At 63.6% G+C, this 13,005-nt stretch carries 14 protein-coding genes; all 14 read right to left on the reverse strand.

Translation table 11 applies throughout. The features are described 5' to 3' along the window. Window positions 1-80 precede the first annotated feature (80 nt). Entirely contained in the window at window positions 81-572 is a 492-nt protein-coding gene (gene def / locus HMPREF1478_RS05290; protein ID WP_016461051.1) for a peptide deformylase, read from the reverse strand. Window position 573: 1 nt separating this feature from the next. Continuing rightward, on the reverse strand, window positions 574-2,382 hold the full coding sequence (locus HMPREF1478_RS05295; RefSeq protein WP_034475232.1) for a proline--tRNA ligase: 1,809 nt from the start codon (window positions 2,380-2,382) through the stop codon (window positions 574-576). Between the two features lie 77 nt (window positions 2,383-2,459). Next, a complete protein-coding gene (locus HMPREF1478_RS05300) occupies window positions 2,460-2,876 on the reverse strand; it encodes a hypothetical protein (RefSeq protein ID WP_016461053.1) in 417 nt (138 codons plus the stop codon). 109 nt (window positions 2,877-2,985) lie between these two features. Further along, window positions 2,986-3,489 (reverse strand): hypothetical protein, encoded by a 504-nt coding sequence (locus HMPREF1478_RS05305; RefSeq protein ID WP_016461054.1) that lies wholly within the window; start codon window positions 3,487-3,489, stop codon window positions 2,986-2,988. A 20-nt stretch (window positions 3,490-3,509) separates the two neighbouring features. Continuing rightward, entirely contained in the window at window positions 3,510-4,676 is a 1,167-nt protein-coding gene (gene ispG / locus HMPREF1478_RS05310) for a flavodoxin-dependent (E)-4-hydroxy-3-methylbut-2-enyl-diphosphate synthase (protein WP_034475418.1), read from the reverse strand. A gap of 126 nt (window positions 4,677-4,802) precedes the next feature. Further along, window positions 4,803-6,044 carry a M50 family metallopeptidase gene (locus HMPREF1478_RS05315; protein ID WP_016461056.1) on the reverse strand — a complete coding sequence of 414 codons (1,242 nt, stop codon included), beginning with the start codon at window positions 6,042-6,044 and terminating at the stop codon, window positions 4,803-4,805. Window positions 6,045-6,046: 2 nt separating this feature from the next. Further along, the gene (gene dxr, locus HMPREF1478_RS05320) at window positions 6,047-7,318 is read right to left on the reverse strand and encodes a 1-deoxy-D-xylulose-5-phosphate reductoisomerase (protein WP_016461057.1); all 1,272 of its coding nucleotides are present in this window, start codon (window positions 7,316-7,318) and stop codon (window positions 6,047-6,049) included. Next, window positions 7,318-7,866: a DivIVA domain-containing protein gene (locus tag HMPREF1478_RS05325; RefSeq protein ID WP_016461058.1), complete on the reverse strand. Its 549-nt coding sequence runs from the start codon at window positions 7,864-7,866 to the stop codon at window positions 7,318-7,320. Before HMPREF1478_RS05325 ends, dxr begins: the two co-directional genes overlap by 1 nt. Then, window positions 7,859-8,548: a DivIVA domain-containing protein gene (locus tag HMPREF1478_RS10100; RefSeq protein ID WP_016461059.1), complete on the reverse strand. Its 690-nt coding sequence runs from the start codon at window positions 8,546-8,548 to the stop codon at window positions 7,859-7,861. The genes HMPREF1478_RS05325 and HMPREF1478_RS10100 overlap by 8 nt, the downstream gene beginning before the upstream one ends. Next, window positions 8,545-9,765, reverse strand: a complete 1,221-nt coding sequence (rlmN, locus tag HMPREF1478_RS05335) for a dual-specificity RNA methyltransferase RlmN (RefSeq protein WP_034475234.1) — start codon at window positions 9,763-9,765, stop codon at window positions 8,545-8,547. The genes HMPREF1478_RS10100 and rlmN overlap by 4 nt, the downstream gene beginning before the upstream one ends. A gap of 56 nt (window positions 9,766-9,821) precedes the next feature. Beyond that, window positions 9,822-10,733, reverse strand: coding sequence for a phosphatidate cytidylyltransferase (locus tag HMPREF1478_RS05340; protein WP_016461061.1), 912 nt, complete (start codon window positions 10,731-10,733; stop codon window positions 9,822-9,824). Next, window positions 10,733-11,290 carry a ribosome recycling factor gene (frr, locus tag HMPREF1478_RS05345; RefSeq protein WP_016461062.1) on the reverse strand — a complete coding sequence of 186 codons (558 nt, stop codon included), beginning with the start codon at window positions 11,288-11,290 and terminating at the stop codon, window positions 10,733-10,735. The genes HMPREF1478_RS05340 and frr overlap by 1 nt, the downstream gene beginning before the upstream one ends. 38 nt (window positions 11,291-11,328) lie before the next feature. Beyond that, entirely contained in the window at window positions 11,329-12,039 is a 711-nt protein-coding gene (gene pyrH / locus HMPREF1478_RS05350; protein WP_016461063.1) for a UMP kinase, read from the reverse strand. Window positions 12,040-12,169: 130 nt separating this feature from the next. Then, on the reverse strand, window positions 12,170-12,997 hold the full coding sequence (tsf, locus tag HMPREF1478_RS05355) for a translation elongation factor Ts (protein ID WP_016461064.1): 828 nt from the start codon (window positions 12,995-12,997) through the stop codon (window positions 12,170-12,172). Window positions 12,998-13,005 lie beyond the last annotated feature (8 nt).

The following is a 13,005-nucleotide window of genomic DNA, read 5'->3' on the forward strand; positions in this document are numbered from 1 at the left end:
ATGTAGTTACAGGATAGTCGAACGCGCCGGGGAATGCACTCCATTCCCCGGCGCGTCCACGCCACAACAACGCTCGATGCTTAGAAACCGGCGTTGCGAATGTCTCGCAGCGCCTTCTTGCGGGTCGCGCGATCCAGGCGATCAATGTAAATGTGGCCGTCGAGGTGGTCACACTCGTGCTGAATGCAGCGAGCCATCAGCTCCTCACCCTCGACGACAACCTTCTTGCCGTCCAGGTCAGTGCCCTCGCAGCGCGCGTACCAGGCGCGCTCGGTCGGGTACCAGAGCTCGGGAACCGACAGGCAGCCCTCATCGCCGTCCTGGTACTCGTCCTCGCTCAACGCCACGATACGAGGATTGAGCACGTAGCCGATCTCGCCGTCGATATTCCAGGAGAACGCACGCAGGCTGACGCCAATCTGGTTGGCGGCCAGACCGGCGCGACCGTCCATGTCGACGCCCTCGAGAAGATCCTCAACGAGGGCCTTCACATTCGGGGTGATTTCCGTGATCGGGTCACACACGGTACGCAGGACCGGGTCGCCGATAATGCGGATGGGACGAATAGCCATGTCACTCCCCCTTCAGGGCAGCGGCGTGGAGCTCGCGCAGGCGAGTGACGGCTTCGTCGACGGGGACGACGATGGTCTCGCCGGTGGCGCGCACGCGGATCTCCACCTCGCCGTCGGCCAGCGAGCGGCCAACGACCAGGCCGAAGGGCACGCCCACGAGCTCGTAGTCCTTGAACTTCACGCCAGCGCTCACCTTACGGCGATCGTCGACGAGGACGTCCAGACCGGCAGCGTCGAGCTGCTCGCCGAGAGACTGCGCGGTGTCGAAGACCTCGTCACCCTTGCCGGTCGCCAGGACGTGCACGTCGAAGGGCGCGATCTGAGCAGGCCAGCTCAGGCCCTTCTCGTCGCAGTTGGCCTCGGCCAGAGCGGCCATCACGCGAGTGACGCCAATGCCGTACGAACCCATCGTGACGACCTGAGTCTTGCCGTTCTCGTCGAGCACGGTCAGGCCCAAGGCCTTGGCGTACTTGCGTCCCAGCTGGAAGATATGGCCGATCTCGATACCACGCTCGAGGTGGAGGGGACCCGAACCATCGGGAGCCAGGTCGCCCTCGCGCACCTCAGCGGCCTCGATCGTGCCGTCAGCCGTGAAGTCTCGGCCCATGACCAGGTTCAGGATGTGACGCTGCTCGGCGTTCGCGCCGGTCACCCAGGCGGTCCCTTCGACGACGCGCGGGTCGACCAGGTAGCGCACGGAACCGGAGACGTTGCCCTCCTCGTCCACGACGCGCTTGGGCGAGTTGGGGCCAAGCACCGTGGGGCCGATGTAGCCGCGCACCAGCTCAGGGTGCGGCTCAAAGTCGGAGTCAGAGGCCATCTCAACCTCGGCGGGAGCAACGGAAGCCTCGAGACGCTTCATATCAACGTCGCGGTCACCGGGCACGCCCACGACGAGGAGCTCGCGCTCGCCATCCGGGTGCGTCAGCGTCACGACGACGTTCTTCAGCGTGTCTGCCGCAGTCCAGGGACGGTCCTCGCGCGGGTAGCGCTCGTTGAGCAGGTCCACGAGCGCCTCGATCGTCGGCGCGTCGGGAGTCGGCACCTCAACCGGAGCGGGAACGCCGGAGGCGTCCTGAACGTCAGGAACGGGGGTCGTCACGGCCTCCGCGTTTGCGGCGTAGCCGCCCGGGGAAGCCACAAAGGTGTCCTCGCCGATCGGTGAGGGGTGCAGGAACTCTTCGGAGCGCGAGCCGCCCATCGCACCACTCATTGCAGAAACGATGACGTACGGCAGGCCCAGGCGCTGGAAGATGCGCTCGTAGGTGTCACGCTCGGCCTGGTAGGAAGCGTTCAGCCCCTCGTCGTCAATGTCGAACGAGTAGGCGTCCTTCATCACGAACTCACGCCCACGAATCAGACCCGCACGCGGACGAGCCTCGTCGCGATACTTCGTCTGAATCTGGTACAGCGTGGCGGGCAGATCCTTGTACGAGGAGTACATGTCCTTCACGAGAAGAGTGAACATTTCCTCGTGCGTGGGGGCCAGCAGGTAGTCGCCACCCTTGCGGTCGTTGAGCTTGAACAACGTCGGACCGTACTCTTCCCAGCGGTTCGTTGCCTTGTAAGGGTCTGCAGGGATCAGGCCCGGGAAATGGACCTCCTGCGCTCCCATCGCATCCATCTCTTCGCGGACAATGTCCTCAATCTTGCGCAGGGTGCGCAGGCCGAGGGGCAGCCACGTGTAAATGCCGGGGGCACAGCGGCGGATATAGCCCGCACGCACCAGAAGCTTATGCGAATTGACCTCGGCGTCAGCCGGGTCTTCACGCAGGGTTCGCAGGAAGAAAGTCGAGAGATTTCGAAGCATGCTCCAAGAGTACGGCACGCAAAGCCTCGAAGGCCACCGGCACAGCCATGTAGCCGCTCATCGAGGCATGGAGCGGCTCAGATCGCGGCGCACGCACCAAGTTCACGCTCACGGGCGGCCGGGTGAGCCGCGTAGTAACGGCGGGCCATCCACCCCGGGTATGCCCACTCGGGCAGGCCACCAAAGTAGAGAGCCTGAACAGCGACCGCCGCCATCAGGGCAAGAACACCAATCACGAGGCCGAGGGAACCAAGAGTGTCGAGTCCGCGAGCCTCGCGAGCCATCAGATCGGCAGTGAGGAACCACAGGACGGACAGCATCGGCATCAGCGGCCACACGACCCGCCCCATTTCGCCAGCCGCATTGCCACCGCCAAGCTCCAGACGCACGGAGACACGGCGCGCGCTCGCGCCGAGTCCGAACCAAGCCCACGCCCAGACAAGAGCGATAGCGAGGCCCACGAGTGCGATCAGAGCAGTGGAGTTGGCGACCATTGCGTCCCCCTTCGGACAAAAGCAACATCCCCGTTGGCGTTGCGTACCTAGCGATACTACAACATCAACGGGGATATCTGTCCAACTGAAAGAGTCGAAACGAGACTAATCAGGCATCAACAAGCCCACCAACGCACGCATCGCGCAAATCACGCAGCATGGACAGCGACGACAGGGACTCTGCGGTGACTCCCGCCCACGCGAGCGCGCGCTCACGTCCCTGCGCCACATGACGCTCACGAATGTGCAGCAGCGTACGCGACGGAGACAAGGGCAGCAGAGCGATCACACACGTGCCCGAGGCCTCGGTTCCCTCCGGGGCTCCGGGCGGCGCAACGCGCATCAGGATATGATCCTCGTCCTCGATATCGATGATCGTGGACTCGTCCTCAGGCTCGAAAACATGACCGAGCACATCCCAGACAGTGGACGCCGGCGCGTCGATCGCGATGCCGCGATCAACGATCACGTTCGCGCCGGGAAGAACCAGGTCACCGGGCAGCGACACGTCCGCCTGAGACGCTGTCAGGCCGATGCGCCGCGGAAAGCCCGTAGCCGCCACAGCGCAAGCACCCGCAACGAGTGACAGGCACGCGAGAGTACGAAAACGCATGTGATACTCCTTGTGAACGCTCAGAAGTCAATGCCCGGCAGCTTAACCTCCGGGGCAGTGATGGGGGCAACCTCGACGCTACCGGAACCCGGTTCGAGCCCGAGCTCCTCGGCAAGGGCATTCGCACGTCGGATCAGCGTCTCGACGATCTGATCCTCCGGCACGGTCTCAACAACCTCGCCTCGAATGAAAATCTGTCCCTTACCGTTGCCGGAAGCAACACCGAGGTCTGCCTCTCGGGCCTCGCCCGGCCCGTTGACAACGCAGCCCATGACGGCCACACGCAACGGAACAGTCAGGTCCTTCAGGCCCTCGGTCACGTTCTCAGCGAGCGTCCACACGTCGACCTGGGCGCGACCGCACGACGGACACGAGACGATCTCCAGAGTCTTGTCTCGCAGGCCCATGAACTCCAGCATCTTCGTGCCGACCTTGACTTCCTCAACCGGAGGAGCGGACAGGGAGACGCGGATCGTGTCGCCAATACCCTCAGCGAGCAGGATCGAGAACGCAGAGACAGACTTGATAGTGCCCTGGAAGGCCGGGCCAGCCTCGGTGACGCCCAGATGCAGCGGCCAATCCCCCGCCTCCGACAGCATGCGATAGGCCTCGATCATCGTGAGCACGTCATGGTGCTTCACCGAGATCTTGAAGTCGTGGAAGTCATTCTCCTCAAAGAGGGACGCCTCCCAGATCGCGGACTCAACCAGAGCCTCGGGCGTCGCGCGGCCGTACTTCTTGAGCAGGCGCGGATCCAGAGAACCGGCGTTGACGCCGATGCGCAGCGACACACCGTGATCGGAGGCAGCCTTGCAAATATCCTTGACCTGATCGTCGAACTTCCGGATGTTGCCAGGGTTGACGCGCACCGCACCGCAGCCCGCCTCGATCGCCTGAAAAACGTACTTCGGCTTGAAGTGGATGTCGGCGATCACCGGGATACGCGACTGCTTGGCAATAATCGGAAGCGCATCCGCGTCCTTATCCGTCGGGCACGCAACGCGCACGATGTCGCAACCGGCCGCGGTCAGCTCAGCGATCTGCTGGAGCGTCGCCCCGATGTCGTGTGTCTTCGTCGTCGTCATGGACTGAACGGAGATGGGAGCACCCCCGCCCACGGGCACGTCGCCCACCATGATCCGACGCGTCTGCTTGCGCGGGAACGGCGACGCCGCAATGCCGGGCATTCCAAGATTGATTTCACTCACCGATTCATTATCGCGCACTGTGCGCATCCTTCCCACACGGACCACGCACGCGTGGTCAGACTCGCTTTCATCGGCGGGGCGCTCGCCCGCCTTTGTCAAGGCTTATCAGCCGAGGGACACCGGCTTGACGATATCCGCCACAATCAAGATGACACTCATGACGACCAGTACGCCTCCCACGGCCCACGTCAGCGGAACCAGACGGGCAGTGTCAGCTGGCCCTGGATCCTGCGCGCCACGCACACGGGCGAACGTACGGCGAGCCCCCTCGTACAGGGCGCCGAGAATATGCCCACCATCCAGGGGCGGCAACGGAATCAAGTTGAAGACGAAAAGCGCCATGTTCAACGAAGCCAGCAGGCTCAGCAGCACCGCCACAACCTGGCGAGTATCCTGCAGGCCCAGCGCCTGCGAGTCGCCGGTCACCTCGCCGGCCATACGACCGACGCCAACGACGGACACCACACCGGACGCATCGCGCTTCTCGTCCGTGACGATCGAGCGCCCCACCTGCCACACAGCCTGCGGAAGGCGCACGACGACCGACGCCGTGCCCGTGAACATCTGCCAGTTAGCGGCGGCAACGTCGGACAGCGACGCGGACACGTACTCATACCCGGCGGTCACGCCAACAATGTGGACCCCCTGCGCCCCCGTGACGGGAGTGACCGTCAGGTCGACGGTCCCACCGTCGCGCTCGACAGTCAGGACAGCAGACTCGCCGTCAGGAGTCGCACCAACAGCGCGCTGCAGGTCCGCGAAAGTCGATACGGGCGCCCCATTCCACGCGACGACAGTATCCCCGGGACGAGCCCCGGCCTCGTACGCGGGAGAAGCCACTTCGCCAGACGCACTCGTGATCGTCGCCGGCACCTCGGCAATCGTGCGCGACGCCATCGGGGCACCAATCCCCATCATCGCGATCGCGGAGAGCACGAAGCAAATGAGCAGGTTCATGATCGGGCCACCGAGCATGACGGTGACCTTCTTGGGCGCACTCAGATGATAGAACGCGCGGTGTTCCTGCCCTTCAGGGATCTCCTCAGCCGAGGCCTCGCGGGCCTCCTGAGCAAGCGTCAGCTTCCCGCCGCGTCCGACGAGCCGCGTGCCGGGACGTGCAGGGGCGTACATGCCAACGATCTTCACGTAACCACCGAGCAGAATGGCGCGCAGCGCGTAGGTCGTCTCCCCTACCTTCTTCTTCCACAGGGCCGGACCAAAGCCCACCGCATAGTCCGGAACCAACACGCCGAACTTCTTTGCCGGGAGCATGTGCCCCACCTCGTGGAGGGCAACCGACGCCAAAATTCCGATAACGACAACAACGATACCGACGAGAGAGCCCACGCTCACATATCCTTCCACTGGCCCGCGCGAACAAGTTCGCGTGCGCGCTGATCAGCCCAGCGCTGCGCGGCTACAATGTCATCCAACGAGGGATCAACGACGCCCGTGTGCTCATGCACGACCGCCGACACGGTGTCAACAATCGCAAGCCACGGGACCTCCCCCGCAATAAAAGCATCAACCAGCACTTCGTTGGCAGCGTTCAACACCGCGGGATGCGTCGCCGACTCGCCGACGGCAAAGCGCGCCAGGTCCACCGCCGGGAACGTCTCATTGTCCACCGGCTCAAACGTCCACTGCGAGGCCGCCGTCCACGTCAAGGGCTTCTCCACGCCCTCCAGACGCTCAGGCCAGGTCAGGCCCAGGGCAATCGGCAGACGCATATCCGGGGGCGAGGCCTGCAACGTCGTCGCACCGTCGCACCACGTCACCATCGAATGCACAATGGACTGCGGATGAACGGTCGCGATGATGTGCTCAGGCGCCACGTCGAAGAGCAGGTGCGCCTCGATCAGTTCCAGGCCCTTATTGATCAGGGTCGAGGAGTTGATCGTCACGACGGGACCCATCTGCCACGTCGGGTGCGCGAGAGCCTGCTGCGCCCTCACACCACGCAACTGCTCGCGCGTGCGCCCACGGAACGGACCACCGGAGGCGGTGAGAACCAGGTCAGCGACCTCGGAACGACCCGACACAACCGGAGACGTCAGGCCGCGCTCATGCACACCCGACGCAAGTGCCTGCGCAATCGCAGAATGCTCGGAATCCACCGGGACAATCTGCCCCGGAAAACGCATCGCGTTCTTCACGAGGGCGCCACCAACAACCAGCGACTCCTTATTCGCCAGCGCCAGGCGTGCCCCGCTTTCCAACGCCGCAAGGGTCGACGACAGGCCCACGCCGCCGGTGATTCCGTTGAGCACGACGGGCACGAGACCAGGAAGTTCCTCCCCCGCCCGCTCGACGGACGCACGAACGACATCGACGGACGCCTGCTCACCGACAAAGATCTGTGGGCACTGGCCACCCAGGGCGCGCACAGCGGCATCGAGCTCCTCGCGCACGTCGCGTGCAACGCCCACAAAGGCGGGGGCAAGTGCAACGATCTGTTCCGCGAGGACATCAATCGACGAACCGCCGGCGCTCACACCGACGACGCGAAAACGCCCCGGATGCGCGTCAATAACCTCTCGAGCCTGGGTGCCGATCGACCCCGTCGATCCCAACAGGATGACGGGAACAACGCTGCCGCTTTGCTCCGCGCTCGCCAGCATCAGTCGACCGCGAGCAGGATCTCGACAGCACGCCCGAGGTAGGCATCCACCGGTCCCTCCGCGTACGCTTTCTTGCCGCGCTTCGGTCGGAAAGTCGCAGTACGAATCTCATCAGCGGTCAGCTCACCGGCCTCGTCAAAGTAGGCGGCAAGACGATCGAGCAGGTCATCCACCTCGTCGCAGGCGTAGCCACGGCCCGAGCTCGGATGCGAGAAACGCTCACCGCGCGGACGCTGCAAACGCGGATACAGAGTCGTCGCACGATCCGCCACGCGGTCGTACCACGCTGCCTCGCCTTCGGCGGCCACGGAATCCGCACGGTCGCGATTCACGAACGCTGCCTCCAAACGATTCATCGCCCCATCGACGGCCTCGATGTTGTAGCCGCGGCTCTTGAGTTCAAACGTCGCGAGACGAACCTGCTCCGCGCTGAACTGCTCCGGGGGGACAGCGCCCTCGTATGCACGTCGGGCATCCTCGAAGAAAGCATCGACCTGCTCGCAGTCGTAGCCCTTCGAGAAGAGACCAACCCTAGGGAACTCAGTCATCATTGCTCCTTAAATTCTGAGTCATGGAACGAAGAATCTCATCGACGGCCTCCTGGGTGCCAAACTCGGGGGCCACCTGGTCCACGACCGTCTGGATGGGCGGATCGGCTGCGAGGTGATCGACTATGCGGTCAACGCCGAAGCTATCGGTGGCCGCCTGTGTCGCGTCAACGTCCCACACGTGGGCGACCTGTGCTTCGGGCGGCTGTGGGGACACCGCCACGTCGCCAGAATCTGCTCGGGGCGTCTCTGGGGTGATCGGCCGGATATCGGAGGTGGGCACCTGTGAAGCTGCAGGAGGAACCACGGGCGCTTCGGGGGCACTGCGCGCTTCGGGGGCACTGCGCGCTTCGGTCGACGAGGCCGGGGCGGGCTCGTCGGCGCGAACGTCCGCCGCTCCCTCGCCGACCTCATCCTCATGCTGTGCCGCCCACTCGCGTTCGCGATCAAGCCCCCTCAACACGCCGATTAAGCGATCTATCTCGGCGTCCACCTGGTCCATGTTGAAACCGCGGAACTTAACGGAAAACTCGATCTCCTCAGCCTTTTGGGCGGTCACGATCTGATCCGCCTCGCTCACCTGCCCCTTGATCGTGCGCTCCACATCGGCGAGGAACGCTCGCACCTCACTCATGTCGTAGCCCTCGCGCAAAAACGTACGCGAAAAATCGGTCGTGATCATGCTCGCTCCTCACCGCCGGGCCTCCGCCCCTCGGCAACCGCCGTGGCCAACTGGCCGCACGCACCATCAATGTCCGAACCGCGCGTGTCTCGGATCGACGTCGCGATGCCGTTGTCGCGCAGGCGCTCGACGAACGCATCCTGGGCGTGCTTCGTGGACGCAGTCCAAATCGATCCCGGTGTCGGGTTAAGGGGGATCGGGTTAACGTGAACCCAGCCATGGCCTCGTTTATTGAGCTCATCGGCGAGGAGCTGTGCACGCCATTCCTGATCGTTCATATCTTTAATCAGCGCGTACTCGATCGACACGCGTCGCCCCGAGGCCAGGAAGTAGGCGCGCGCAGCATCCAGAAGCTCACCGACCTTCCAACGCGAGTTAATCGGGATCAACTCATCGCGCAGGTCATCATCGGGAGCGTGAAGGGACACCGCGAGGGTAACGGGCATCCCCTCCCCCGCGAGCTTCTTAATCGCGGGCACGAGGCCAACCGTCGACACGGTGATGTTACGGGCACTCATACCGAAACCCTCGGGGGCCGGGTCAATGAGGCGATGCAGGGCGCCGATCACCGTCTTGTAGTTCGCCAGAGGCTCACCCATGCCCATAAAAACCACGTTCGACAGGTGAGTCGGCCCACCCGCCAGCTTGCCATCACGGCACGAGGCCTGGGCCTCGCGTACCTGATCGACGATCTCGGCCGTCGAGAGATTACGAGTGAGGCCCATCTGCCCCGTCGCGCAGAACGGGCACGCCATACCGCAGCCCGCCTGCGACGAGACACACAGCGTCGTACGCTGCGGGTAACGCATGAGCACGGACTCTACCTGCGCACCGTCATAGAGACGCCACAGGTCCTTGATCGTGCGGCCACCGTCAGCCTCCAGCGACACGACCTTCGTCACGAGGTTCGGCAACAGCGCCTGTGACACAGCGTCGCGCATACCGGCCGGAATATCGCTCATCTTCGCGGGGTCAGCCTCAAAATGCGTGAAGTAGTGCCGCGAGAGCTGATCGGCACGAAAAGCGGGAAGCCCAAGGTCCTTCAAGACCTGCTTACGGCCAGCAGCATCCAGGTCAGCGAGGTGTGAGGGAGCCTTTCCACGGCGCTTCGCCGTGAACGACAGGACGGGCTTGGCGTCCTTGTGCGTTGCACCCTCCGGCGGCTGATCTGTCGGCCGAACCTCACGTCGCGAGCTGCGACGAGTTGGATCCGGCAACGCCTGGGCATTCGGCGTACGTTCATGTGCCCCGCGGGGCTTCTTCGTTGCTTGGCTCAATGGGTAGACTCCCAAGAAATACCCGGCAGCGCCCACGCGAAAATAAAGTAGGCAACCGGCGCGCTCATGAGCAGCGCGTCCACTCGGTCGAGAACACCTCCGTGCCCAGGCAGGATCTGCGACATGTCTTTCAGGCCGGACTCGCGCTTGATCAGAGACTCCGTGAGATCACCCATCGTCCCCACGAAGGCGATAGCGATACCTGCGATCAGGCCCCACCACCACGAGGCACCGAGCAGCCACAAGCCGACCGATCCGACCGCCATAGCCGTCACGGCAGAGCCCGCGAAGCCCTCCCACGACTTCTTCGGCGAGAGGGCAGGTGCCATCGGGTGTTTGCCGAACATGACGCCAGCGGCCCAGCCTCCCGTGTCGTTGGCGATGACCATGAGCTCGAAGACAACGAACACCCATGGGCTGTGCCACGCGGCGAGCATGAGCACGACAAAGGATGCCAGGAAGGGAACGTACACGGCCGCAAACGTCGACGACACGACGTCGCTCATCCGCGATTCCTGCCGGTGATCGAGCAGACGCCACGCGGCGCACACGAACACCGTGATGTACAGAGCGAAGAGCATCCCCTCGCTACCCAGCCACCATGCGCACGTGACCATGCCGATCGCACCGACGTACAGCGGCGTGACGGTCAACGTAATCCCCATGCGGGCAAACGCACCAGCAAGTTCCCAGATGCCGACAAGGCACACGAACGCAATAACACCCACGAATGCGGGAAGCGACGTGAAGAGTGGGACTGCAACAGCGGCAATCAATACAACCGCAGTCGTGATGGCCTGCGGAAGGTTGCGCCCAGCCTTCCCCGTCGGCCCACTCGCGGGATGATTCTCACGAGCGGGCCCCGGGGAAAAGATGCGGGCGAGGAACGAACGATCAGTTGACGCCATCAGATCGTCAGCAGTTCGCTTTCCTTCGCGGCAAGCATCTTATCGATCTGCTCGGTGTGCGCCTTCGTCGCGCCATCCAGAGACTTTTCCGCGCGCTCAACGTCGTCCTCGGACGCCTCTCCGTCCTTCTTCAGGCGGTCGAGCTGATCCTTAGCCTTACGACGCACACCGCGGACAGACACGCGGCCGTCCTCGGCCTTGCTCTTAGCCTGCTTGACGTACTCCTTACGGCGTTCCTCCGTCAGGGCGGGCAGGACCACGCGCACGACATTGCCATCGTCCGTCGGGTTGACGCCGAGGTCGGACTCGCGCAGCGTACGGATGATTTCCTGGGTCGCGGTGCGGTCGAAGGGAGAAATCAGGACCGTACGAGCCTCGGGGATCTGGAAGCTGGCAAGCTGCTGCATCGGCGTGGGGGCGCCGTAGTAGTCAACCAGGAGCTGTTCGAACATCGAGGACGTCGCACGTCCGGTGCGAATGTTCGCAAACTCGTGGCTAGCCGCATCCACGGCCTTGTCCATCTTTTCCTCGGCTTCGAGGAGAATATCGTCGATCACTATGTGCTCCATTCAGTCAGTGGTCTGTGAAGGTTATATCACGCCGTCACTAGCGTACCGATTTCATCGCCCATCAGCGCGCGGGTCACGGCACCATCCTCACCCATGCCGAAGATGCGCGTCGTCAGCCCATTCTCGCGGCACAGAGCCAACGCCGAACCGTCGATCACCTTCAGATCACGACGCAGAGCCTCGGAATACGTCAGCGTGTCGAAGCGGTGGGCATCGGGGTTCTTGTTCGGATCGTCGTCGTAAACCCCGTCCACACCGTTCTTGGCAACGAGGAGTTCGTCGCAGTGAATCTCCAGGGCGCGCTGCGCGGAAACGGTATCCGTCGAGAAGTACGGCAGGCCCGCACCAGCTCCGAAGACAACCACACGCCCCTTTTCCAGGTGACGAATCGCTCGCAGCGGAAGGTACGGCTCAGCCACCTGAGCCATCGTGATCGCCGTCTGCACGCGAGCCGGAATACCCGACTGGTCAATGAAGTCCTGAAGGGCCAGGGCGTTCATCACCGTGCCGAGCATGCCCATGTAGTCAGCGCGCGAACGCTCAAGACCCTCGCGCGCCAGCTGCGCGCCGCGGAAGAAGTTACCGCCGCCGACGACGATCGCAACCTGCACGCCCTCGCGCACGGCCGTCGCGACCTGCTCAGCGATGTTACGAACGACCTTCGGATCCAAGCCGATCGATCCACCTCCGAACGCCTCTCCAGACAGCTTGAGCAAAACGCGGCGGTTCGTCGACATGACGCTTCTCCTTTATGACGGCCCTGAGAGGGCGGAACGCTTAGGAACAATACTACCTGGTAAAAGGAAAGCGGCCCCGCCGTTGGGCGGGACCGCTCCCTTTTGTCAGCAAGCTGACGACGTCACCAGATCAGGCACCCACGTGCACGCGCACGAAGTTGGTGACCTTGGCGCCGGCCTCCTTGAGGACCTGACCGACGGACTTCGAGGGGTCACGCGCGAAGGCCTGGTCAACGAGGCAGTTGTCCTTGAAGAACGCGTTCAGGCGGCCCTCAACGATCTTGGGAACGATGTTGGCGGGCTTGCCTTCCTCGAGCGTGATCTTCTCGAGGGTGGCGCGCTCCTTGTCGAGCACGTCGGCCGGAACCGAATCGCGATCGAGGTAGGCGGGCATGTAAGCGGCGACGTGCATCGCGATGTCGTGGGCAACGGACTTGCCAGCGGCATCGGTGACGACGAAGACGCCAACCTGCGGGGGCAGGTCGGGGTTGGTCTGGTGCAGGTAGAGGTCGACATTCTCGCCCTCAACGCGTACGATGCGGCCAACCTGAAGCTTCTCGCCGATGATGGCGGCGAAAGCGTCCAGACGATCCTTGACAGTGCCCTCACCCATGGGGGCGGCGAGCAGCGCGTCGAGGTCGGCGGCGCCGGAAGCAACGGCGGCAGCCAGGACCTCGTTGGAGAAGTCGATGAACTTCTGGTTCTTGGCGACGAAGTCGGTCTCGGAGTTAACCTCGACCAGCACGCCGACGGTGCCGTCGGTCTGTGCGGCCAGCAGGCCAGCGGAGGCCTGGCGGCCCTCGCGCTTGGACAGGGACTTCAGGCCCTTCAGGCGGATGATCTCGAGAGCCTTCTCGGCGTCGCCGTCAGCCTCGGTCAGAGCCTTCTTGACATCCATCATGCCGGCGCCGGTCTGCTCACGCAGCGCCTTCACATCTGCAGCGGTGAAATTCGCCATCGGATGAT

The sequence above is a fragment of the Actinomyces sp. HPA0247 genome, from assembly GCA_000411415.1.
In the GTDB taxonomy this organism is placed as follows: domain Bacteria; phylum Actinomycetota; class Actinomycetes; order Actinomycetales; family Actinomycetaceae; genus Pauljensenia.

Bases quoted from the DNA above. Each gene is read 5' to 3' on its own strand.
- def (WP_016461051.1), bottom strand. From the start codon at position 572: ATGGCTATTCGTCCCATCCGCATTATCGGCGACCCGGTCCTGCGTACC.
- HMPREF1478_RS05295 (WP_034475232.1), bottom strand. From the start codon at position 2,382: ATGCTTCGAAATCTCTCGACTTTCTTCCTGCGAACCCTGCGTGAAGAC.
- HMPREF1478_RS05300 (WP_016461053.1), bottom strand. From the start codon at position 2,876: ATGGTCGCCAACTCCACTGCTCTGATCGCACTCGTGGGCCTCGCTATC.
- HMPREF1478_RS05305 (WP_016461054.1), bottom strand. From the start codon at position 3,489: ATGCGTTTTCGTACTCTCGCGTGCCTGTCACTCGTTGCGGGTGCTTGC.
- ispG (WP_034475418.1), bottom strand. From the start codon at position 4,676: ATGCCCGGCATTGCGGCGTCGCCGTTCCCGCGCAAGCAGACGCGTCGG.
- dxr (WP_016461057.1), bottom strand. From the start codon at position 7,318: ATGCTGGCGAGCGCGGAGCAAAGCGGCAGCGTTGTTCCCGTCATCCTG.
- HMPREF1478_RS05325 (WP_016461058.1), bottom strand. From the start codon at position 7,866: ATGACTGAGTTCCCTAGGGTTGGTCTCTTCTCGAAGGGCTACGACTGC.
- HMPREF1478_RS10100 (WP_016461059.1), bottom strand. From the start codon at position 8,548: ATGATCACGACCGATTTTTCGCGTACGTTTTTGCGCGAGGGCTACGAC.
- HMPREF1478_RS05340 (WP_016461061.1), bottom strand. From the start codon at position 10,733: ATGGCGTCAACTGATCGTTCGTTCCTCGCCCGCATCTTTTCCCCGGGG.
- pyrH (WP_016461063.1), bottom strand. From the start codon at position 12,039: ATGTCGACGAACCGCCGCGTTTTGCTCAAGCTGTCTGGAGAGGCGTTC.
- tsf (WP_016461064.1), bottom strand. From the start codon at position 12,997: ATGGCGAATTTCACCGCTGCAGATGTGAAGGCGCTGCGTGAGCAGACC.